10 protein-coding genes and 2 tRNA genes are annotated in these 22,069 nt (G+C 57.6%); 5 read left to right on the forward strand and 7 right to left on the reverse strand.

The features are described 5' to 3' along the window. Positions 1 to 7: 7 nt before the first annotated feature. From LB515_RS02560 to LB515_RS02570, 3 genes are all read right to left on the reverse strand, one after another. On the reverse strand, positions 8 to 12,979 hold the full coding sequence (locus LB515_RS02560; RefSeq protein WP_224706660.1) for a SpvB/TcaC N-terminal domain-containing protein: 12,972 nt from the start codon (positions 12,977 to 12,979) through the stop codon (positions 8 to 10). Between the two features lie 417 nt (positions 12,980 to 13,396). Beyond that, the gene (locus LB515_RS02565; RefSeq protein WP_224706661.1) at positions 13,397 to 13,675 is read right to left on the reverse strand and encodes a hypothetical protein; all 279 of its coding nucleotides are present in this window, start codon (positions 13,673 to 13,675) and stop codon (positions 13,397 to 13,399) included. 399 nt (positions 13,676 to 14,074) lie between these two features. After that, positions 14,075 to 14,150: transfer RNA gene (locus LB515_RS02570), tRNA-Val, on the reverse strand. Positions 14,151 to 14,369: 219 nt separating this feature from the next. Here LB515_RS02570 and LB515_RS02575 point away from each other — a divergent pair. The 3 genes from LB515_RS02575 to LB515_RS02585 all read left to right on the forward strand — a co-directional run bounded on the left by LB515_RS02575 (position 14,370) and on the right by LB515_RS02585 (position 16,105). Continuing rightward, positions 14,370 to 14,446: transfer RNA gene (locus LB515_RS02575), tRNA-Asp, on the forward strand. 296 nt (positions 14,447 to 14,742) lie between these two features. Then, positions 14,743 to 15,648 (forward strand): ankyrin repeat domain-containing protein, encoded by a 906-nt coding sequence (locus tag LB515_RS02580; protein ID WP_224706662.1) that lies wholly within the window; start codon positions 14,743 to 14,745, stop codon positions 15,646 to 15,648. 253 nt (positions 15,649 to 15,901) lie between these two features. Next, complete coding sequence (locus LB515_RS02585; protein ID WP_224602593.1) at positions 15,902 to 16,105, forward strand: hypothetical protein; 204 nt, start codon at positions 15,902 to 15,904, stop codon at positions 16,103 to 16,105. 16 nt (positions 16,106 to 16,121) lie between these two features. On the opposite strand, the gene LB515_RS02590 is transcribed toward LB515_RS02585, so the two are convergent. The 4 genes from LB515_RS02590 to LB515_RS02605 form a co-directional block, all read right to left on the reverse strand. Next, positions 16,122 to 16,220: a putative RiPP precursor gene (locus tag LB515_RS02590; RefSeq protein ID WP_208648418.1), complete on the reverse strand. Its 99-nt coding sequence runs from the start codon at positions 16,218 to 16,220 to the stop codon at positions 16,122 to 16,124. A gap of 109 nt (positions 16,221 to 16,329) precedes the next feature. Next, positions 16,330 to 17,268, reverse strand: a complete 939-nt coding sequence (gene rbsK, locus LB515_RS02595) for a ribokinase (RefSeq protein WP_224706663.1) — start codon at positions 17,266 to 17,268, stop codon at positions 16,330 to 16,332. A gap of 4 nt (positions 17,269 to 17,272) precedes the next feature. Further along, positions 17,273 to 17,725, reverse strand: a complete 453-nt coding sequence (locus LB515_RS02600) for an RbsD/FucU family protein (protein ID WP_140627511.1) — start codon at positions 17,723 to 17,725, stop codon at positions 17,273 to 17,275. Between the two features lie 27 nt (positions 17,726 to 17,752). Beyond that, positions 17,753 to 18,811: an ABC transporter ATP-binding protein gene (locus LB515_RS02605; protein WP_140840238.1), complete on the reverse strand. Its 1,059-nt coding sequence runs from the start codon at positions 18,809 to 18,811 to the stop codon at positions 17,753 to 17,755. A 280-nt stretch (positions 18,812 to 19,091) separates the two neighbouring features. Between LB515_RS02605 and LB515_RS02610 the strand changes: the two genes are divergently transcribed. Further along, entirely contained in the window at positions 19,092 to 20,756 is a 1,665-nt protein-coding gene (locus tag LB515_RS02610; RefSeq protein WP_095765158.1) for an ABC transporter substrate-binding protein, read from the forward strand. Between the two features lie 189 nt (positions 20,757 to 20,945). Beyond that, positions 20,946 to 22,061, forward strand: a complete 1,116-nt coding sequence (locus tag LB515_RS02615; RefSeq protein ID WP_224706664.1) for a carbohydrate ABC transporter permease — start codon at positions 20,946 to 20,948, stop codon at positions 22,059 to 22,061. The last annotated feature ends 8 nt before the right edge of the window (positions 22,062 to 22,069 follow it).

Consider the following 22,069-nt stretch of genomic DNA (forward strand, 5'->3'; position numbering starts at 1 on the left):
GTGCACCTTATAGTGGCGGCGGTATGAAGGCTGTTCCAATCTTCACGGCGCCTTCGACGACTGCTCCCCGGACAGTTATTTGCGCACCCGCTACATCCACAATTGTTTCAAACACTCCAGTAAGACTTCGGGCCTTTACGGCCGTTTCAGTTGCGGACTTAATCGCCGTAAAGGCGGCTTCCTCCGACCCAAGCTGCTGAACGAGAGGTCCCAAATTATGGCCAACGTCCCCAAATATATGATGCAGCCTGTTGGCATCAATTGCTGCGGTTATCCCTTTCTCAGCCGTGGCGGTCGCTTCTACGCCCCGCGCAGTAGTTGATGCCATCAAAGCTTCCGGCGCGGCAAACGTCACCACAGAAAGCAGCAGGTGAAGCAGTTGCTCGTTCTGCTCTTCGCGCGGCAAGAGTGCACGGTTCGTCAGAGGGTTGAAGGCAAGGTCGCCATGATAGTTGTAGATTGCTACGCGATCGCCAATCAGCTTTCCGAGCGTTGGGTGCCTGTTCCAGAACGTATCTGGCGCCGCACAAATCTGATTGGGTCCGCATGGGCTCAAGCCAGTGGCGTCTTGGACAAGAACCGGACTGTCCGCGGCGAAAGAGTATGGCGCTATATTCGACATCTCATAAACACCCCCATTTGGCAGTCCCGCGAGGTAGTCGCGCAGGATTGGATCAGGGCTTAGCCACAACCCGAGATCTCGGCTGTAAGATCGGGCGCCAAATGACGAGAAGCCGGTAACTCGGTCCAGTTCTTTGCCGTGGAACACGGACAACGGCGCCACACCATCGCGTCCGGTTTTCGCGAGACCATCAGCAGTGAGCTCCAGGCCATAGGGCCCGTACTCACGCCGGCCGACAACAGTCGAATTGGCATCGTCCACTTCGCCAAATGCCGTAACGCTGGCCGAGACCGAGCCCACCGCCAGATCCGAATACAGATAGGTGGCAACTGGATCTTCGCTTTGGTCAGCTGGGAGTGATAGGCTTACCTTAGGCAGGTTGCCTTCCGCTATCTGCACCGCCCCATGACCGTCCATACCTCGGGCATAGTAGGGCGTCATGTAGATGGTGACGGCCTCACCCTCTTCCACCTGTTTGGCATCATCTGAAGCAGTTCCCTCGTGTTTCTTCGGCGCGAGAGGCCTATGAATTTTCAGAACACGGTTGCCACCATAATCGTAGACATAGTCCTCGCGAAGCCATTCCGCATTGTCTTTGATTGCTCCATCAATTGCGCCGCGAACTCCGGTCAGCCTGCCTTCGGCGTCCCATATCAGGCCCCGATTGGAGAGAACGCCCAATACCATTTCTTTGCCGGGTTCCCCGGTTTCGATCCGCGTCATGCGGCCGATGTCGTCATAGGCGAACAGGCTTGTTCGCGGCGCTTGACTGTTGATTGCAAATTCGATGGAGGCCGGCGCGTGAACAGGGCCTTTGCCGAGCACGTCGTCGTGAGGCACGTCGTTATAGTGGTAGTCCCAGTGCCGCTTGAAAACTTCGCCCGGGATGCCAGCAATCGTAAGTCCTTGGCTCTTGATACGATTCCCGGCATCGTACGCATAGTTTCCCGTGCCTTCCAGGCGTGCCGTCCCCTTCCGAACCTTGGCGTCAAAGCTGGTGAGCCGGTTTACGGGATCGTAGGTGAAATCAAAAACACTTTCATAATCTTCGTGGGGATCTTCGCGGGGAAGAGCGCTGTTGGCGTATCCAAGAACATTTCCCCCGCCATCATATTGATATCCATTGACCTGCACCGGCACAAACTTCTCGGCTTCCTTGCCGGCTGTGATCGTGGCCAGTTGGTCCATGCGAAGATCTTTGTCGTCATAGGCGAAGCCGGTGACGGTTCCATCTGCCGTCCAGCGCACTGCGGGACGGCTCAGCGCGTCATGCGCGGAATTGATCAGCGGTTTGCTGTTGTAGAGAAGCTGGGCAATTGTGCCGTCCGGTCCGTATCGTCGGCCCAACGTGAAGTGGGCAAGGCATGTCTCGATCCCCGCCTTCAGGCAGTCCAGCGAAGGATTCATCGGGGCGCGCTCGCCAAACTCCTGCTGACTTAGATCGCCGAACGAGGTGTAAGAGTTGTCCTGTTCGTAGAAGCCGATCTCAGGCAGGTAGGTCTCGCTCCCTCCATCACTCTGTTTGACGTTCCGCACCGGACCGACGATCGAGCGCAGCTCACGGCTGGGAAGACCCCATTCATTGTATGTCCGGCTGCTGGCCCCCGTCCGATCGGCCACGATAGCCACCTGGCCAATGCAATTCTGACAATTAAGGCCTGTTTGATCCACGAACCGCTCATTGGCGAGATCATTCGGCACGAACTTCAGAGCCTCAATGAGCTCACCGTGCCTAACCGAATAGGGAAACCGGTCGTAGAAAAAACGGGCTCTATCGGCCTGATCTTTGGCCCCGCCGCGCTCTTCCAGGGATCGATAGGACATCTCGAGCAAGCGCTCAGCCGAATAGCGGTAGCTCTTTTCATTTCGCACCTTCGAAGCCGCTTCGCACGGTTTCTTCGCATTGGGCTGGTATTTAGAAGCGATTTCCGACATCAGGTTCTGCAGCCCGTCATAGCGGTACTGCACGCACCCGGCATTTGCCTCGCGCATCTCGGTCATGCGGCCGAAATCATCATAGCTTGCCTCTATGTGAGCGCGGTCGGTTCCGTCGAGCGGATAGTCCACCTTGGTAAGCTGCTGAAGTGGATCATATAAGTAGGAAACCCGAGCCAAGCTTTTAACGTCCTCATCCCATTGCATCTTGGCCGTTTCGATAGGAAAGCATTTGCCTAGCGAATGCTCGTAGTCGCGGCCGTATCGGGCCGAAGGCTGAGGTGGTGTCGGAATCATTCCGTAAAACTTGTCTTGGTTTTCAAACACGTCAGTCGTTTGGCCGCGCGCATCCGCCCAGATTGAGTTGGCCGCGCATCGTGGCGACAGGCTCAACGATTCAAAGCGCGTACCGCGATCATCGGTTTCCGGGAGAACACGATAATGATACTGCGAAGTCGCGATCAGTCGGATTTGGCCGTCGCCAACGTCCTCAGCCTTGGAGAGCCGGTTCTCGACTTTGATCGGGCGTCCCGCAGCGTCGTAAGTTGTGCTCGAAATTGCGCTGCGGTCGCTTGGCCGATACTCCAACGCGGTGAATCTCAAGTCACTTGCGTGTGGGGCAGAGTGTGTGATCGCTGCGTAGGGCTCAAATGTCTGCAACGCCCGGCCGAGAACATCGGTCGCCGTTCCGGGGGTCACCATTCCGGTCGCTACGCCTTCGCAACGGTGAGCGAGGTCGGCACGTGGACCGGGATTGGCACCGTCAATGATCGAATTCAGCGCCGCCTCACAGACGTCCGCTTCTTGAATGCTCTGGACGAGGTGCCCGAGTCCGTCCGAAATCGCAGCCGTTTCACGGGTTGAACTGTGGCCTGGCACGAAGCCGCTGTAGCTATCTGACGGCTCAAACCGCCTTACACTGCTGCGGAGCAGGCCCTCGCTTGTCTTGCCATAGTCTGCGAGGGACAGAATCTTCCACTCGTTTACGTCAACCGGGGCACTCGGATTGCGAAGAGCTGAAAGCGTTTTCTTGAGCGCGGTCTCCAAAAGCTTCTCAAACGTCTTCTGTTCGCGCGGCGCCTCACCCCATGAGCGGGCCATCAGGCGCAGCCGGCCCCATCGGTCATAGTCGTACAAGAGGGAATTTCCATTGATGTCCTGCGACTCAGCCACCACACCAAGATGAGGATCGATGCGGCTGTCGGAGAAATGTGTAATTGGCTTTCGGACAACGACACTGTTAAGGGCGTCGAGTCCATAGGTGCATCGCGACTTCTCCGCTTGTCTCAAACGGGGACTGTCGGTTCCAGCACCCGGCACATCCTCCACGCATCGAGTGAGCTCGGTCGTTGTTGGCGACATGAGGAATGGATCGACGGAATAGTCGAACCGCCGCTCGATCCATTCCTTACCCTCCGACAGCGGCGAAACAGCGTGGGTCAGATTGCCAAACGCATCATAGCCTGCCAGGTGATGGTGGATGATAGCATTGAAACGATCGACCCCCTTGGGTAAACCGGTCGTGTTCGCGTAGGTGCTCCGAAGCGCGGTCTCAAGTGTGCTATAGCCGTCCTGCAAGGCCTTTTGCATGGATACCTTGTAGGTCTGGCAGATGTGGAGATCACGACGAAATAAGAATCCGTCTCCGCCCGGGTAGAGGCAGATGTCCGTTAGGTTAGCGGTGCCGTCATTCGCATATAGCGCCTCACGTGCGCGAAGTGGCTCTCCAGGCATGGTGTCCTTGCCTGGATCCGCCCATGGTCCCGAATAAATCTCGATGCTCTCCGGAAGGTCGAGCATCGGATAGCCCAGGGCCCTCAATTCCTCGGATGTTCCAAGACGTGAATTCGGGCCTTGGCGCTGCGAATAATCGATCTTTGCATGCACCGAGGACGAGGAAATGGGAGTGCCTTCGTCTGCACTCTTTAGAGTCTCACCGACGCTGTCGAACCGAAGAATCTGGCCCCACTGGTCATGATCAAAACCGACCGCAGATGTCAGATGAGGCGCGTTTTCATCTTGCTCGCCATCACCAAACGTTTGAAGAAGACTAAACCTTTGCCGGACAGAGCCCGATTGCTGCCCCCAGAAGGCGGTTTGCTCGCGTACAAATCCCTCCTGGCAGATTTTTGTCTTCAGCAAAGCGGCGCATCCTGCGACGCCCTCCCCGCAAATCGAATTCTTACCGAGCACGACACCGTTGTCGTGGAACTCCGCTCCGTTCCACTGTGTCGAGAGCTGCGAGGTTGTCGTTTGGAGCGAGCTTGGATCATCGGCTTTGTTGGCGACCCATCCGACCGCGCTTCCCGGCTCTAAGCTCGGAAGCACACATTGACCATCTCCCTTCGGCGCGGGCGAGAGAGACGCGAGATCATCGATCGAGTAGCCAAGCATGCTCCGGCTTACGAGCTGCGGAGCAACAGATTCGTCTGACAGGAATTGGTTGGTGACCTGGGGCGCGGATTCAAATCCACGATCTGTTTCCGAAAGAAGCAGTCCCTGGGTAAGATAGTCCCGGTTGGAGTATTCTTGCTTGATCACCTGCAGCTTGCGGTAAGCGGTTCCGACCAGGGATGACTCGGTTGGCGGGTCTTGCATCGCAAGGACGTTCAGGCATCCCTTGCTTTCCGTGGGACTATCAAAGGCCAGATCGCATCCATACCTGGTCATCGTACGTTCGGAAAAGCCGTAGAACTGCCGCTCGGCGCGATTGAAATAGCCACCGCTGTAGGTATAGAGCCTCAAATCAATATCTTGGCCGTCCAGAGCAAGCTTGCCCATGGGGGCAGCCTTCGCAGGCTCATATCCATCATATCGACCGACGCTTGTCAGCGCCCAGACGGCCGTACCGTGCTCCGGACCTGTGTTGCCGAAGAGCCCGTAACTCAAGTAGTAGCGGGTTCCTCCCGGTTCCGTAATTCCTGACAAAAGATGATATCGAGCATCAGGGTTATGGTGGACACGAGTTTGAACAGATCCAAAGCGGCTGAGCGTTGGAATCCCGTTTTCGTCTGCCGACCGAAATCTTCCGCTGACTGTCGCAATATCTGGTGCGCCATCGCCATCCATATCACGGATCTGGATCAGTTCGCGTGTCTGATCATTCGCGAATTTGACGCTCGGAGTCCAAACAATCTTGATGAATATGATTGGAATATCGACCCCAAAAGTGAAAGCCACATCCGAGTCGAGCTGGGTCGTTTCCGAGGCACCTGTCTCGGAATTCTGCCATCCATCAATCTTGTACAGCCTCGCAGGTCCGTACCCGTTTCCTAGGTTGGGAAAGACCGTAAGATAGTTGGCTCCATCCTTAGTAGCGGGCAAAACCACATCGACACGCCCGTCGCCGTTAAAGTCCATCAACGCGCCCTCCGAAGCGCTGTCGCGATGGGATATACCCATTCCTGCTAGGACACTTCCAGACGCATAAGCATAGCCGAGTCTCACTCCAAACCCTGCACCATGGCTGGTGTCGAATTTGTTTTGAAATTTAAATCCCTGCAGGTTCGGGTGATTTACATCTGGCGCGGAGGAGTCCTCCTTGTCCCCGAGCCTGTTTCCATTACTCAGAGAAACTGAAATGCCGGTTGATATCTCCGGATCAGCCGCGTTGAATTCGTCGGCGATACCGTCCCCATTGAAATCCTTCAGATCGTTAAAGTTATCCACATGACCTTGATCGAAGCTCAAGTCAAAACTCGGTTCGACCGATCCATCGGTCGAACCCGTCACAGCCGTGTGTGTGCCTTTTGTCTCGGCTCTCGCAAAGGTGTATGGTGATAGCCCTATCCCGGCGCCGCTGCTTTCAGACTTATTCGATTGGCTAAGCCCGCCAGCCACCAATTCCCCGCTCAGCCCAGGCGCCTCTGCATCAACCCTGAAGAAGCGCCACCAATCCTTACGCGACATACCTACGGGCGATGTCAGATCGGCAACGCCATTTGATATCGCATCGGGATAGCCGTCGCCGTTCACATCCATAAAGAGCTGCTTGGTCTCCTTTGTCGTCCAACTTTTATCGGCGTTCACAAATGCAACACCGCCATTTATTGAAATCGTTCTGCTTTCACTACCCTGAACTGGGGCAAATACCTGAATGGCGCGATCCTTGGATGGCGGAGCCGGTCGATTGGGGAAGTTTGGCAGAATAGCATCCCCAGGGGGCACACCGTGAACAACTGGTCCCGCCGCAATGCTCAAGAGCCGGTGACCGGCGCAGACGTCGGGCGGCAGGCTATCGTCATTGGACAATAACTTACAAAGCACATCATATTCGCTCTTGAACCGCGAGATCGGCGGATCTTCGAAGCCTACGAGGGCGGAAACGGAATTAATGGGCGACTGTGACGCTCCGACCCGGCCATTGATTTTTCGTTCCAAGAATATCGAATCGTCTTGCCCCTTCCAGCAGCTTGTCATCGCCACTGGCACGGGGTCCATGCATTCCGATGCGCCGGTGGGCAAGTGCGATGGAACTGCGGCACCTACCCTTGGATCTGAAACTGGTCCGTGGAATTGATGGACGAGGGGAATGACATTCACCGCCCGAAGCCCCAAGACCGCCTCTCCTTGAGCGCCAAGGCCGATCTTGCAATCTTGAAAACCCTTAGCGCCTGGATCATGCCCACCACCGCATGCGGCAAGTGCGCCATCGAACGTCTTCTCGGGCTCGTTTAGCGGCCGATCAGGCATGAGGACACCATACCGAATGTCATCGTACCCGACGGGTTTTTGGATCCTGCCGTCCTTCCCATGCCTCGAGGCAAAGAACCCCCAGTCGGCGCCGACCTTTGCCACATTCGGCGTACGCTCAATTTCCGCTAGAACCAACGAAGGTGGCGTGATGGGCGTCGAGGGGATCAATGGATTGGATGCCGCCGATACGCCCTTAGCAGTCTCCTCCGCAATTTTCTGCCCGCGCTGCAACCAAATGTCTTCGGCAATCGGAAGGTAGCTGCCTTTCTCGAATTGAAGCCTATACGAATTGGACTTGACTTCGATTTCGGGATTAAGCCGCAGAATATCTCGGCGCCGTAGAATAGAAAAAGAACGTTGGTCGATGGTGTTGTGCGCATCGCTGAGCGTGCGATATTGCGCACCGAATAGGATTTCCGTCCAACCCAGCTTAGTCCACGGACGGCAGTTGACCGGGAGCAGCCTCTCTGGATTCGGCCGCGGGTGAAGTGGGTCGTTGAAAATCGGGGCCGGGCAATCCGCCGCCACGCTGGTCTCCGATACCAAGTCAAACGGGGATCGCGGGATAAGATGCCTGCCCTTCTTTATCCCGATCTCCTGCGATAACGACGCATCAACGTCAAACACGGAGAAATTGCCACGAACGGTCGTCGACCCGATGGTGACTGTTTGAGTTACGGGAGAAAGCTCGAGATGAAGCTCCAAAATATCCAGCGGGCTTGCCTCGAACTCTATTACCCTGTTTCTGCCTACGAATTGATTGTTCTCAAGTATCTGATATCCTATTTCCGCCTGATCTTTTTTCACATACTTCATCGCATCGAGCAGCGAACAATCCTGCTTGACCTCCATGGCAGCATCGCCTAAGTAGCGCTTCCCTGAAGCTATACACCATCCACCATGGCGCAAGTCCATGACGTCATCTGAGAAGGCGACTGCTCTGCCAGTTCTTCGGTTCGTGACAACCCTCTGGAACATGTCACCGTTTAAGTCGGGATAAAGGTGACCTTTAAGCTGGTCAAAGGATCCATAATTTCCTATACACGTATTTTTCGGGGCATCGTGGCACCCAACATTGCCCGCCGCCTCCCCTGAAAGCTCATTGAAAAGAATAGGGGTTCCGTTAACTGTTGCCGTTAGTTGTAGATTGAAGGCAGGGCGCGGGCTATTGCTTAACTGCGACAGGAGAGCGTCTATCTGCCCAGCCTTCAACGTCATCGCAAAATTTACAAGCATCCTGTATTTGCAAGCAGACTCAGCTCCAAAAATCGGCTGGTCGACTGGTTGTGCGCCAGAACTGAGAATGTCACAGCCTTCGGGGTTGACCTTTGCTGGCAGCCTGTACCCGCGGCGGGTCACTGTTGGCTCATCCGTGAGCAGGTCGCCTGGCAATTTGAGGTTCTTAAAGGCGCGGTCGAGCAGCGTCTCCGCACTTGAAATCTGCTCGGCCGGCGGAAGATTCCTCAAGAGGTGCGGTAGGTTCAAGCGCTCTCTATAGCTAAAATCAGGTGAGTCAGGCGTGGTGAAATGCAGAGTTCGCAAATACTCTTCAGATATTCTACAAGGTTCGGCATATATAGCCTGCTCCTTCTTCCAGTACGAACTATAATTGCCTGCGAATGGTGAGTATTCGGCAGCGTACCGATCGTCGAGAAAGTCTATAAGCTCGAGTACATATCCACAAAGTTGGCTGGTTTGACGCGCGCGGGCCACTTTGACGTTATCGTGTTCCGCCTTCAATATCGTGCTGTAGTCGATTTTATCAGCGAATCCAGACGCCTCGTTTAAGTCCGGATTTGGTTCTGGAAAGAGTCCGTTTTCTACGCGACCGTATTCAATATCGTCATCACCCAGAGTAACGGGCAGATAGACGACGCTGCGGTAAGCGGAGGCATCGCCTGCGTCCCCTGGCTGCTTTGGAATACCCGGACTCGCATTTCCACCCTCTGTAAAAACGGACTTGATATGAGGGGGCGTCACCCACCTGAGCCTGTTGAGCCGAGAACTGATATTTCTTACTTCGTAACCATTCATACCTTTATGCTGGACAGAAATCCGTGACGTCAGCCTGGCGGCAGGAGCATCCTTCTTGTAGAAATTCTGGCAACTTCCGCGAGGACTGTCGGTTGCACAACGAGGACGAATTTCCACAACGCATAGATCGCCGGCCGCGCGACAAGCGTCTGAAATCGACTGACGAAACACCAGCGGAAACTCGGATGGAAGTGTTGTATCGTGAAGATCTTCAGAGACAAAGACTTCGTAGTAGACGTCGTAATCTTGAGTTATCGAGGTTGGTATCTCGAATTCCCCATTGAAAACGCGATCTGAACCGGATTTCAGTTCAACAACCCTGCCAGCCGTGGATGTCAGCCCTCCGGTCTCGAGATCGTAGGTGTAACGCGACTGCGATCTAAGAAGGCATTTCCCCTGAAACGCAGCGGAGCCTTGGTCGGCCCATCCACATTTGAGTAGCGGCGAAATCGTATCTGGCTGACTGCCAGTTGTGAAATTGAAGGCGTAATCATTGTCGACCCAAACATATTTGACGTTTGCCGATGGCCTTAGCCGAGCGGTGGAGTCCGGATCGACACTATACGTGATAAAGAGAGCATCTCGGGAGCGGACGGTCATGTCCGATCCGGCTGCAGAGGACGCTCCCCTGCACACCGGCATTATCGCAAGCGCACCTAGATCGACGGGATGCCCTACGGCGATTTCCGCCTCGGCGCAGACGACCACCTGTTTGCCAGGCTGCCTTGGTGACAGCGAAATTTGGACATACGCTTTAGGCGTATCAATAAAATGTATATCACCTTCCTGTTCAACATAGTGCGGTTCATAGGGATATGCGTAGGCATCATAACAAGCCCGGGCATACGGGCGTGGGCTGCAATCATAATAGTACTGACCGAGCCGATCGGCATCAGCTTTGAGCGTAGGAAAGTCTCGACTGCCTGGATAAAGGACCAACGAACCTGATAGCTTGACCCGTCCATCGAGCGGCGCCTCCCAAAGGATAGTCGTCTGGCTATAATCGAGTTCATCGAGCTTGCGGGTGGTGTTCTCAAGCTTCCGCCCCGCTTTGGCTACCGTGTCCTCCAAATCCTCCGGAACTCGCTGACTTAGATCGAGAGACACTTGCCCCAAGATCCCGGGCGCTGCCGGGGCTGAAGCCTGCGGCGTCAGCCGCGCGGGAAGCGGCGGCGTCAATGCTTTGTCAGGAGAAAATCTGACGCTCTTTTTGTCGGCGTCTTCACCTAATCCATAGTATATCTTTCCATAGGCGATCAGGTCAGCGAGCCCGTCTCCGTCGCGATCGGTAAAATAGACATACGTATCGTTTGAGGATTCGTTGTAACCGACGCCAACGAATGCGTTAAAAGCGTAAAGCTCGGCTCCCGCACTATTCACAGAGCTGCTCGAAACTCCCAAATCCGGGATCCCGAACACATCACCACAACGCGCGGAAGGATACGCGACCTCTGTCCCGTGACGTTCGCCGGCGCAATATCTAAACCCATTATTCGATCGAAAGACAATATCGCTGATACCGTCGCCGGTGACGTCGACTAAGGTCGAGCCGACTTCACTCCTTGTCTGCAAGGTTCCGCCCTTGATCCCCCCTGAGATTGGTTTCTCGAAGACATCTCCGATTGGCCCAACACCCATGTAGAGCGAAGCGCCGGTTTCGTCGGATTGACCTGTTCCGAGTATTGAAGCTTCAGCGAGGCTCCCTAGTCCCACGCGCTCCAAAGCGTCTGCTGGAAATCCGAGATTAGTGGCCGGAGCCTTGTCAGGTGCACCCTCAAATGTGACTTGCTGAGGAGGCTCCCAGGCTTTTTTGCAGTGATCTTGACCCTCGTACTGGAACCCGAATGTCTGCGACTTTGGAGACAGTGACGTGTTTAGATCATAAGCTTCGGACGGTTCCACAACATAGCTTGTTAACAATATGTCAAAATCTGTGCATTCATCAGATCCGTCGGACAGAACGAACGAGTGCTTGCTAAATACCTTCTCAAATTTTTTCTCAAATATATCTTGCGGAAAAGCAGATGTATACGGATATGTCAATTGATCATGCACTATAGTATAGCGAACGTCAATTTGACTTAACCAATACTCATAAGCACGAACAAATCCAAGACGACCATCCGTGTTAAATCGCGCCGTATCAATCTTCTTCTTTTCCTGGTTCTCAGGGGACCGTCTATAGCGCTTATCCCATTGAAGCTCGACGAGCGTTACCCCAGCGTCGGCAGTCTGGTCTAAACTCTGACCAAAAGTTAAATTGTAAACGACTTCTTCCAGCCGCAGAGCGGGGCTGCATCCTTCTCCCAAGCTTGGTTCGCAGGGTTCATCCGCGCTGCCGTAGACATACCAGGATCCGCTCTTGGCCGGCTGATTATCATATTCTTGCGTTAAACCCCATTCGCCAATGACAGTTTGCGTTCGGCTTCTAGGGCCACCAAAGGAAACCACTCCTCTAAGCAAACCATTCCCGTCACCGTTCAGGGTCGGGAGCTCAAATCCAGATTCATTCGAGGAAGGGTTCGGATCGCGGTGTCCGCCATACAATCTCGTCCGTTTCGAGTGGGGATCCCAGACCAACCAGCGGTAACTATTCGGACCATCGCCAAACCGGCGAACAATCAATCCCGCCGAATTGTTGCGTAAGCGAAAGACTCGCTCGCCTTTGACGCGTGCGATGATGGGTCCGCCTTTATAAAGAGACGGAATGTCGTTACCTCGCGAGTCTACCGCAATGAGGTCTTGGCCATCCAGTGAGTAATCCTCGGTTTCAAAATCTGGATGATAGATCGGAGCAGGACCGCGAACCGAGATCGAACTGACCTTGAGATCCCACCCCCGCCCCAGAACACCAGCTGCACCGCTTGAACTGTAAACGACAGAAATACTAGGGCCAGGTCCACGCGACGGCCGCAAATAGAGTGGGAGTTTTTGGGTATATGCTCCCTTCGAGTCAGGAGCGATGTCACCCAAGGATAGATAACCTGTGGTGGGCTTTAGTTGCGCGAGCGGCTCAGAGATCGTCGACGGAGCACTTTTTGCGGGCTCTGCCGTCAGCTTACCGGGTAGAACGATGACTCCCGAAATTATCCTCTGTCGTTGCTCGATCAATGTGGCGTAAGTCCGTTTAGGATCAGGCTCGGCTGCCCGGAACGGCCTTACGCTCGTCCAATTTCCATGGACCGGATTGAAGATAAATACAGCCGGGGCGGTCATCTCCTCGTTGCTGGCCGGCAAATTGTTCGGGACACTGATGGCAATGCCAGCCTGCGCAGGAGAATGGGTATCTGCGTCAATCTGCACTGACGCTGGCTGATTGACGGAGTCAGCTATGTTGACCTGATACGAGCTACAACCGAATTCCCGTTTGTCGGTAGTGTTTACTAACCTGTTGTCCTCGGAGTAAGCCTTCGCATCAAGCGCCAGGGTTGGTGTATCTTCAGCTGCGTAACAGCCAACTTGCACTCGAACTGAATCGCGGCCGTTAAAACCCGGTGGAAGCGTTAGCTCAAGACCGAAGGCCCGTGCCGTGGGATTGGCATGATCGAGGACAATCTCCGCCGTCGATCGAGATCTTGCGGCCAAGGTTGCGCCATTGTCCGGAACATCACTGGCGATTGCGGAATAGGATATGAATTGGGCCTGCAACAGCAGCGCGAGGACACATAACCTGACGAAGGCCCGGCCAAACATGCTCCCCCCCGTTGTCGCGGGCGCAGTTCACCAACAATAGTCGCTTCGAGCTGCGTGTCTAGTCCTATTTACTTCGGCGTGGAGTATTCACCACCAGGTCGAAGCGGGCTGGGGCTCAGATCACCTTCATACAGGCTCGCCCTGCTCCACCCGAGCAAAGCGGGGCTACCGGGAGCGTTACACGCCCTTCCAGCCCACCTGGGCCTACAAAACAACGGTTCACTGGCCGTGGGGCGCGGCACTGGACTCACAGCAACTTGCCCAACTGAGCTTCGCGGGATCTTCCGGTTTCTGATTTCGGATGTCACTACAGGCGGATCGGGGCCCTAACCTAGTCGGTTTTTGCGCGCTCGCTCCATGCCTGGATGCACCGGTCAGCTCAGCTTTAGCAGAGAGCAGCACCTCGGCCGCTGGACGTCATGTTCCGAGGAGGAGATCGGTGGCCCGCCCTTTCGTGCGATTAAAACACCAGGGTTGCTCGGATGGGCCGAGCCGATCCTCCCGCACGGAGGGCGAGCCATGGGAGAGTAAAGCGAAGCATTTGTTGCGTTTGATGGAGCCAAGAAGCACGCGGTGGTGATCGCGGAGGGCGGACGCACTGGCGAGGTCCGGTTCGTCGGCGAGGTCGAGAATAGTCCGGCGGCGATAGAGCGGACGATCAAGAAGCTGGGAAAAAGTATGATCGACTGCACGCATGCTTCAAGGCTGGGCCAACGAGTTATATGGGTTGTGCCGGCAGGTCCGCGATCTTGGTCACGACTGCATGGTGGTTGCGCCGGCCCTGATCCCGAAGCGACCGGGGACGCCGTCATGCTGGCCCGACATCGGGCGGGCGAGCTGATCGGGGTGTGGGGTGCCCGGACGTGGTCCACGAGGCTGTGCGCGATCTGGTGCGTGCCCGCGAAGCCGCAGCCGACGGCCTGCGCCGCAAACGCCAGCAGCTACTTTCCTTCCTCCTGCGCCACGGGCGAACCGCAGCACGGAACGGCGCCGCTGCCGCCGTGGATCAGTTGCTAGTCAGTTGCTAGCCCGGCGTTGGTCAACGGATACAAGGCGGCAACAAATGGGTTTGTTCAATCTAAACAGAGGGTTATATGGTGGGCGATGACGGGCTCGAACCGCCGACATCTTCGGTGTAAACGAAGCGCTCTACCAACTGAGCTAATCGCCCGCTTGAGCGCGGACCTTTAAGCAGTTAGGGCCGCATTCGCAAGGCTAAATGAACAGACGGCGCACCCGTCGGGGCGCGGATTTCCCCAGCCTCGGCGCCGCTGTCAAAAAACCTTCTCCTGATTGCTGTAATGCTTGAATGCCGCGCTTGACACCCGCAGGCGAACCCCTTATCCACCGCCCCAGCGACGAACACGCCTGACACGTGCTCGTCAAGTGCGCGGGTGTAGCTCAGTCGGTTAGAGTGCCGGCCTGTCACGCCGGAGGTCGCGGGTTCGAGCCCCGTCACTCGCGCCATTTAACTTCCTGACACAGGTATATTTTCTGAAGTGGCTCTCCTGACACTTGGGGGAAGCGTCGGACCGTGTCGGCGCATCTTGCAGGCAGCCGAATGAGAGTGCTTCGCCGTCTCTCCTTGGTCTTTATATCAGCATCTGCTAAAATTTATTTTCGCAGGTGCCGTAATGCGAGCCAACGTTCCGCGCTTTCCCGGCAGTGATGTCGACCCGAGGCGTGATTGCACGCGGGCCAACGCTGGAACTACCGATTGATTCTGCTCGCAGATGGAGGGCCCACAACACAGGGAGGACACGATGGTCAGGCCAAGCAAGTGGGTGATAGCGGCTTTGTGGGTTCTTTGGCTTTTAAACCTGCCCGCCCAGGCAAGCAGCCTGGGCGATCTTGTCAAACATGGCGATCTCTCGGGGGTGGCTTCTGCCTTGGATAAAGGCGCTGCTGTCAACGAAGTTGACGGTGTTACGGCGCTCTATATCGCCTGCGAGGGCGGGAATGTGGAAATAGCAAAACTTCTGATCGATCGTGGGGCGGACGTTAACATGCCCGTCAGCTGGCAAAGAACGCCACTCTACGCGGCCAACAAGGGTGGCTATTCTGACGTCGTGAAGCTGCTGCTCGATAACGGCGCCGATCCAAATCAGGTGGCGAAATCGCAAACCCCGCTGCACGTGGCTGCCGAGAAAGGCTGTCTTCATTGCGTGGTCCATCTTGTGGATGCGGGAGCAGACGTCAACGCGCTGACGTCGAATGGAAACCCACCCATACATTTGGCCAAGCTTAGCGGTCACGAAGACGTCGTGGCTTACTTGCGCGCTCACGGCGCGGGACAACCGCCCATCGCGCCTATTTCGGCGCGACTTGCATCGGCAAACGCCGAATCGGGCAAAAGAATTTTCGACGAAACGTGCGGAGCCTGTCATCTTTCAGCGCCGGATCGCAAGATTCCCAAACGCGTCAATCTCTGGGGCGTGGTAGGGCGGCCAAAAGCAGCACAAAGCGACGTCCAGTATTCGTCGGCTCTAAGGGAAGCTGGCGGCACATGGACCTTTGAAGATCTCAATTCCTTCATCTCAAACCCGGCTTTCGCTTTGCCTGGAACAGACATGATTTTCCCGGGCCTGCGAGACGAGAACCAGCGAGCAAACTTGATCGCTTACCTACGGACCTTGAGCGACAGGCCGTTGCCGCTTCCCGAGAATTGATTGCTCCTGCGAATATGCGGCGCGACTGCGCTTCGGGGAGGCCCGCGCCCTCCTGGCTGAAGAAGACCGGCCGATTGTCGTCGTCGCAGAGCTGGTCGGTATCTAACGTTGGCAAATTTCAGGCGTCAATTCAAAGCGTTGAAGGGGCCTCCGCGCGAATGCCGCAGCAGATTTGCCGTCTGAGATCCTTGATCCCGGAACCATTCCAATCTTGTCCCGTTCAGCCAACGGGCGAAAAGACGGGAGAGATAAGATGGCTGTGAGATGCCGGATTTCCATCGACGATGAGAGGGATGTCGACGAGCTCGCCTTCCAGGAATTGCCGCGGGTTGGCGAAAGCGTGTCGATACCGGTCGGAGAGTCGAGCAGGGACCTTCGTGTGCTTCGTGTCGTGCATGTGCCCGGCAGCGAGCAAGGCGCAACGACGATGCTGGAGCTGACCAGCAGGATTCTTTAGCGCTGCCCCCTCGGAATCATTCGCCCAGCACAACCCCGGAAGCGACGATCTGGGCCGTCCGTTCGGTGAGCTTCTGGCGCTTTACCAGCGTGGGCTTTTCGTAAGGCTTTTTCATCCTACCGTTCCAAATCGGCGCGCAGACAGGACGATGAACGCGCTCGCCTCAGTTGCGTTCCGCAATAAGGGGCCGCTAAAAAGCCGCAAAAAATGGAAGGCGGGAGGTCTCAGGCCCTGGCGAGCAGCGCCTCGACCTCCTGCGATGTCGGCATGGAAGGCGCAGTGCCGGGGCGGGTCACCGAGATGCCGGCGACCGCGCAGGCAAAGCGCACGGCCTCCAGCGGCTCGACGCCTTTTGCCAGGGCGGCCGCGAGACCGCCGTTGAACGCGTCACCCGCTCCCGTCGTCTCGATCACCGGACCGGCATTGACCGCGTCGACATGCTCCGACCGGTTCTTGGTGTGGAGCAAAGCGCCCTTCTCGCCGAGCGTCACGATGACGGCGCCAACGCCCTTGGCGAGCAACGCGTCGGCGGCGCGGCGGGCGTCGTCGATCGAGGAGACATTGATGCCGGTCAACCCTTCTGCCTCGGTCTCGTTGGGCGTGACATAGTCGCAGAGCGTGTAGATGCGGTCCGGCAGGCTGGCGGCCGGCGCGGGATTGAGAATGGTCGTCACCTCTGCCCCGCGCGCGATTTCCAGCGCCCTCAAGGCCGCATCGATCGGCTGTTCGAGCTGGGTGACGAAGACGCCGGCGGAACGGATGAGCCCGGCATGCGCCTCGATGTCAGCCGGAGAGATCAGCATTGCCGCGCCCGGACTGACGATGATGGCGTTGTTGCCGGTGCCTTCCTCGACGAAAATATAGGCTGCGCCCGTATAGCTGTCCGGCGTATCGATGACGGCGCTTTTCACGCCTGCATCCTTCCAGGTCCGTTTCGCCATATCGGCGAAGGCATCGACGCCGAGCCTGGTCAGGAAAGTGATGTCGGCGCCGAGCTTGCCTGCCGCCACCGCCTGGTTCGAGCCCTTGCCGCCCGGTCCAAGTTTGAAGGAATTGCCGAGGATCGTCTCACCCAGGCGCGGCTGGCGGTCGGCGCGATAGGCGGTGTCGGCGACGAACACGCCCAGGATCACGACAGGCTTCACGGACTTGCCTGTAGCCATGTTCTTACTCCGCATCCGGCGGCACGACGCCCTTGCGGAAGGCAAAGCAGCCATAGAAGCGGCGCTCGCCGGTCTGGATCACGCAATAGGCTTTCTTGGAGCGCTCGTAGAAGGCGTAGCGCTCGATCGAGATCATCGGCCAGGGCTTGCCCTCGGCGGCGTCGATCTCCTTCTGCACCTCCCTCTGCACCGGCGGGATTTCGTTTGGTTTGCCGACGATCTCCATGCGCGCTGCCGCATCGTCGACGAAAGTATCCAGCGGATAGAGCGACAGCACCGCCTTCACCACCTCCGCCGCCGTCGCGTCGATGCGCAGGAGCTTGCCGAGCACCGTCTGCCTGGCCACGGAATCGGACGGGAAATTGGTGTCGGCGATGATCAGGTCGTCGCCATGGCCCATCGCCCGCAGCGCCTGGAGCACATCGGCATTGAGCAGCGGGTTGATCCCTTTGAGCATGATTTCCTCTTGAAGGGTTGTGTGCGGTTAGAGACGCTTGCCGGTTGCGGCGTCGAAGAGGTGGACCTGGTCGAGACGCGGCTTGAGCTTGAGCGTGTCACCGGGCTTGAAGTCGTGTCGCTCGCGGAATAGCGCCACCATCTCGCCCTCGCCGAACCGTACGAACACCAGCGTCTCCGAGCCTGTCGGTTCGACCACCGAAATCGTGGATGCTACGCCGTCGGGATGGATTTCCAGGTGCTCGGGGCGCACGCCATAAATGACGGCCTGGCCGTCCGCCGCGGCGATATTGGTCGGCATCGGAAACGCCGAGCCTGCAATGTCGACCACGGGCTTCCCGCCCTTTTTAACGGTGCCCTTGAGCAGGTTCATCGCCGGCGAGCCGATGAAGCCGGCGACGAACAGATTGGCCGGCCGGTCGAACAGCTCCAGCGGCGCGCCGACCTGCTCGATGCGGCCGTCGCGCATCACCACGATCTTGTCGGCCATGGTCATGGCCTCGATCTGGTCGTGGGTGACGTAGATGGTTGTGGTCTTCAGCCGCTGGTGCAGCTCCTTGATCTCGGTGCGCATCTGCACGCGCAGCTTGGCGTCGAGGTTGGAAAGCGGCTCGTCGAACAGGAACACCTGCGGGTTGCGCACGATGGCGCGGCCCATGGCGACGCGCTGGCGCTGGCCGCCCGAAAGCTGGCGCGGGTAGCGCTTGAGATAAGGCGCAAGGTCGAGGATGTCGGCGGCGCGCTTGACCCGTTCGGCGACGACGGCCGGATCGGTGCCGCGCAGCTTCAGCGCAAAGGCCATGTTCTGCTCCACCGTCTTGTGCGGATAGAGCGCATAGTTCTGAAATACCATGGCGATGTCGCGCTTCGCCGGCGGCAGGTTGTTGACGACCCGGTCGCCGATCGAGATCGTGCCGCCGGAAACCGTCTCAAGCCCGGCCACCATCCTGAGCAGCGTGGACTTGCCGCATCCCGACGGGCCGACCAGCACGACGAACTGTCCGTCGGCAATATCGACGCTGACCTCATGCAGGACCTTGACGGTTCCGAACGCCTTGGCCACACTGCTGATCGCGACTTGAGCCATCGTCTCCCCTTTATCGTTTGCGGTGAAGCTAGCCATTGCGAACGGCAACGGCAAGTCGGTATCTTATAGATAAAAAGCCAATCTTGTTGACAAGGTAATCGATTACGCGAATAGTGGCGAGTGCCAATCCGAGAGTAGGCCTGTTATCCTGAAATCGGAGATCCGGCGACGCAGGGTGGGGTCCCACGTCCGGTATGATCGAGGAGAACCGAGAGGCGTTTCGACGTCTGAGAGATTGGCACTTCAATTCAAGCATTGTTGTTCTGGGAGGAACCTGTAGATGAGAGTCGATCTGTATGAAAAACTGATGCGCGCCGGCGCCAGCCGCCGCGATGTGCTGAAGGGTGCGGCCAGCATGGCCGCAATCGCCGCCGCCTCCGGCGCCGGGCTCGGAGCACTGACGAAGCCTGCGGCCGCCGACGACAGTCTGCGCGCGAAAATCCTGCAGATCCCGGGCGTCGGCAAAGGCCAGCCGACGGATGCCGACTTCCAGAAGGTCGGCGAGCTCTGCCTCGAAGCGACCAAGGCCAATGTCAAGGAAGGCGAGTTTGCCGGTGTCGAGCTCACCTTCATGGGCCTCAACAACCAGAACCTCCACAACGTGCTGTTCCGCGGCTTCCTGAAGCCGTGGGAGGCCTATACGGGCGCCAAGATCAGCTGGATCGACCTTGCTCAGGCCGACTACAACGCCCGCCTACAGCAGTCTATCGCAACCAAGACCGTCGATTTCGACATCATCGAGATGGGCGCGCCTTTCGAAGGCGATGTCTGCGGCAAGGGCCTTACCTCCGAGATGCCCGATTGGGTCAAGAAGCAGATCGATTTCGACGACCTCGTCAACTACCTGAAGCCGCCGGTCGGCACCTGGGACGGCAAGCAGTATCGCGTGACGATCGACGGCGACGCGCACAATTTCAACTACCGCACCGACGTGTTCGCGGATGCCGATCTCGCCAAAGCCTGGAAGGAAAGCGGCGCCACGACCGAATGGGGCGTGCCGAAGACCTGGCAGGAAGTGCAGGCCGTCACCAAGTTCCTCAAGGGCAAGCAGTTCAAGGGCCAGGACATCTATGGCTATCTGGACGCGCCCAAGCCCTGGGGCGGCTTCGGCTTCTATTTCCTCGGCAGCCGCGCCACAGCTTACGCCAAGCACCCCGACGACAAGGCCTGGCTGTTCGATGCCGACACGATGAAGCCGCGCATCAACAACCCGGCCTGGGTGCGCGCCATCCAGGACGTCATCGACGCCCTGCCGTCCGAACCCGCCGACCAGATCAATGCCGATCCGAACACCACTGCCTTCCAGCAGTTCCTGGCCGGCACCGGCTCGATGATCCCGTGGTGGGGCGACGTCGGCTCGAATGTGAAGACCAATGACTCGTCGGTCATCGGCGATGTCACCGGCTTCTCGATCCTGCCTGGCTCCGACGACGTCTACAATTCCAAGACCGGCAAGTGGGAAAAGCTCGCCAGCGGGCCGAACTATGCGCCGAACTGCGCCTATCTCGGCTGGGGCGTCTATGTCATGGCCCGCGTCGATTCCGACGAGAAGAAGAAGAAGGCCGCATGGTCGGCCGCCGCCCATCTCGGCGGCAAGGACCTGTCGATCTGGACGGCGATGTATCCGTCGGGCTTCCAGCCCTACCGCAACTCCCATTTCAACGTTCCCGAATGGGTGGCCGCCGGCTATGACGAGGCCTTCATCACCTCCTACCTGAAATCGGAAGGCGATTCCTACAACCACCCGAACGCTGCGATCGAGCCGCGCATCCCCGGCATCTTCCAGTACTATTCTGCCGCCGAGGACATCCTGGCCAACACCTTTGCAGGCAAGATGAAGGCGCAGGAAGGCGCCGACGCCATCGCCGCGGCCTGGGAAAAGCTGACCGACCAGATCGGCCGCGAGAACCAGATCAAGCTCTACAAAGCCTCGCTCGGCATGTAGGCTGGCTTATGAGACGTCGCGGCCCGGTGGCACATTGTCACCGGGCCGCATTTTTACCGGCTCGGCCGGTTTGATGCGTTAGAGCAGTTTCAGGAAAAGTGTGAGCGGTTTTCCGGAATTGCGTAAAAACAGAGATAGAGCGGTTCGCCGTTTCCGTGAAGCGGTGAAGCGCTCTAGAAGGCGAGAGGCGTGGCTGAGCAGACTTCGACCGTGAATGCGTGGCCGGCACATCCGGCCGACCTGATCCCGGCAGGCCGCAAGCGCCTCGGCTGGGGCCTGCTGGCCATTGCAACCCTTGGCCTGCTGGCGATCATCGTCGTGCAGATCCTCTACAAGACCGAGATGTCCACGGTCGGTTTCGACACATGGCGCCCTGTGGTCTACGCCTACATCTTGTGGGGCGCAGCGCTTGGCGCCTGGCAGGTGCTGACGCGCGGCGAGGACGGGCAGCGCGCGCTGTTCCTTTTGCCGGCCCTGCTCTTCACCATCGCCATGGTGATCTTCCCGACGCTGTTCGGCTTCTACATCGCGCTGACCGACTGGAATCTCAGCTCTTTCAGCGGACGCAGGTTCAATGGCCTCGACAATTTCTGGCAGATGCTGGCCGACCCCTATTACCACAACGCGCTGTTGAACATGGTGCTCTATGTGCTTGCGGTGCTGGTCGAATATGTCATCGCCTTCGGCCTGGCGCTCCTGCTCAATGCGCAGATCCGCGCCCGCAAATTCTTCCGCGTCGTCTTCCTGCTGCCGCTGATGCTGTCGCCGGTCGCGGTATCCTGGATGGTCGGCAAGTCGCTGATGGAGTACCGGTTTGGCCCGGCGGCGACGCTGGCGCGTCATCTTGGCTGGGACAATCCCGCCTTCTTCTCCGATCCGATCACTGCCCGCATCTCGATCATGATGCTCGACGCCTGGACCTTCATCCCGTTCATGATGATCATGCTGCTGGCCGGCCTGCAGGCCATGTCGCGCGAGGTGCTGGAAGCCGCCCGCGTCGATGGCGCGACCGCATGGCAGACATTCTGGCAGGTGACCTTTCCGCTGATGCTGCCGGTATCGGTGACAGCCGTGATCCTGCGCATCATCTTCAAGCTGAAGCTTGCCGACATCATCATCACCCTGACCTCCGGCGGCCCTGGCGGCGCCACCGATTCCGTGTCGAGTTTCATCTATCGCGAGTACCGCGACCGCTCGAATGTCGGCTACGGCACCATGCTGGCCATGGCCTATCTGGTCATCATCGTCGTGTTCGTGACCTGGCTGCTGAAATTCGCCAGTCGCTTCGTGCGCAACGTCAACTGAGCGGCATC

The organism is Mesorhizobium sp. CA15, assembly GCF_020165215.1.
GTDB lineage: Bacteria > Pseudomonadota > Alphaproteobacteria > Rhizobiales > Rhizobiaceae > Mesorhizobium.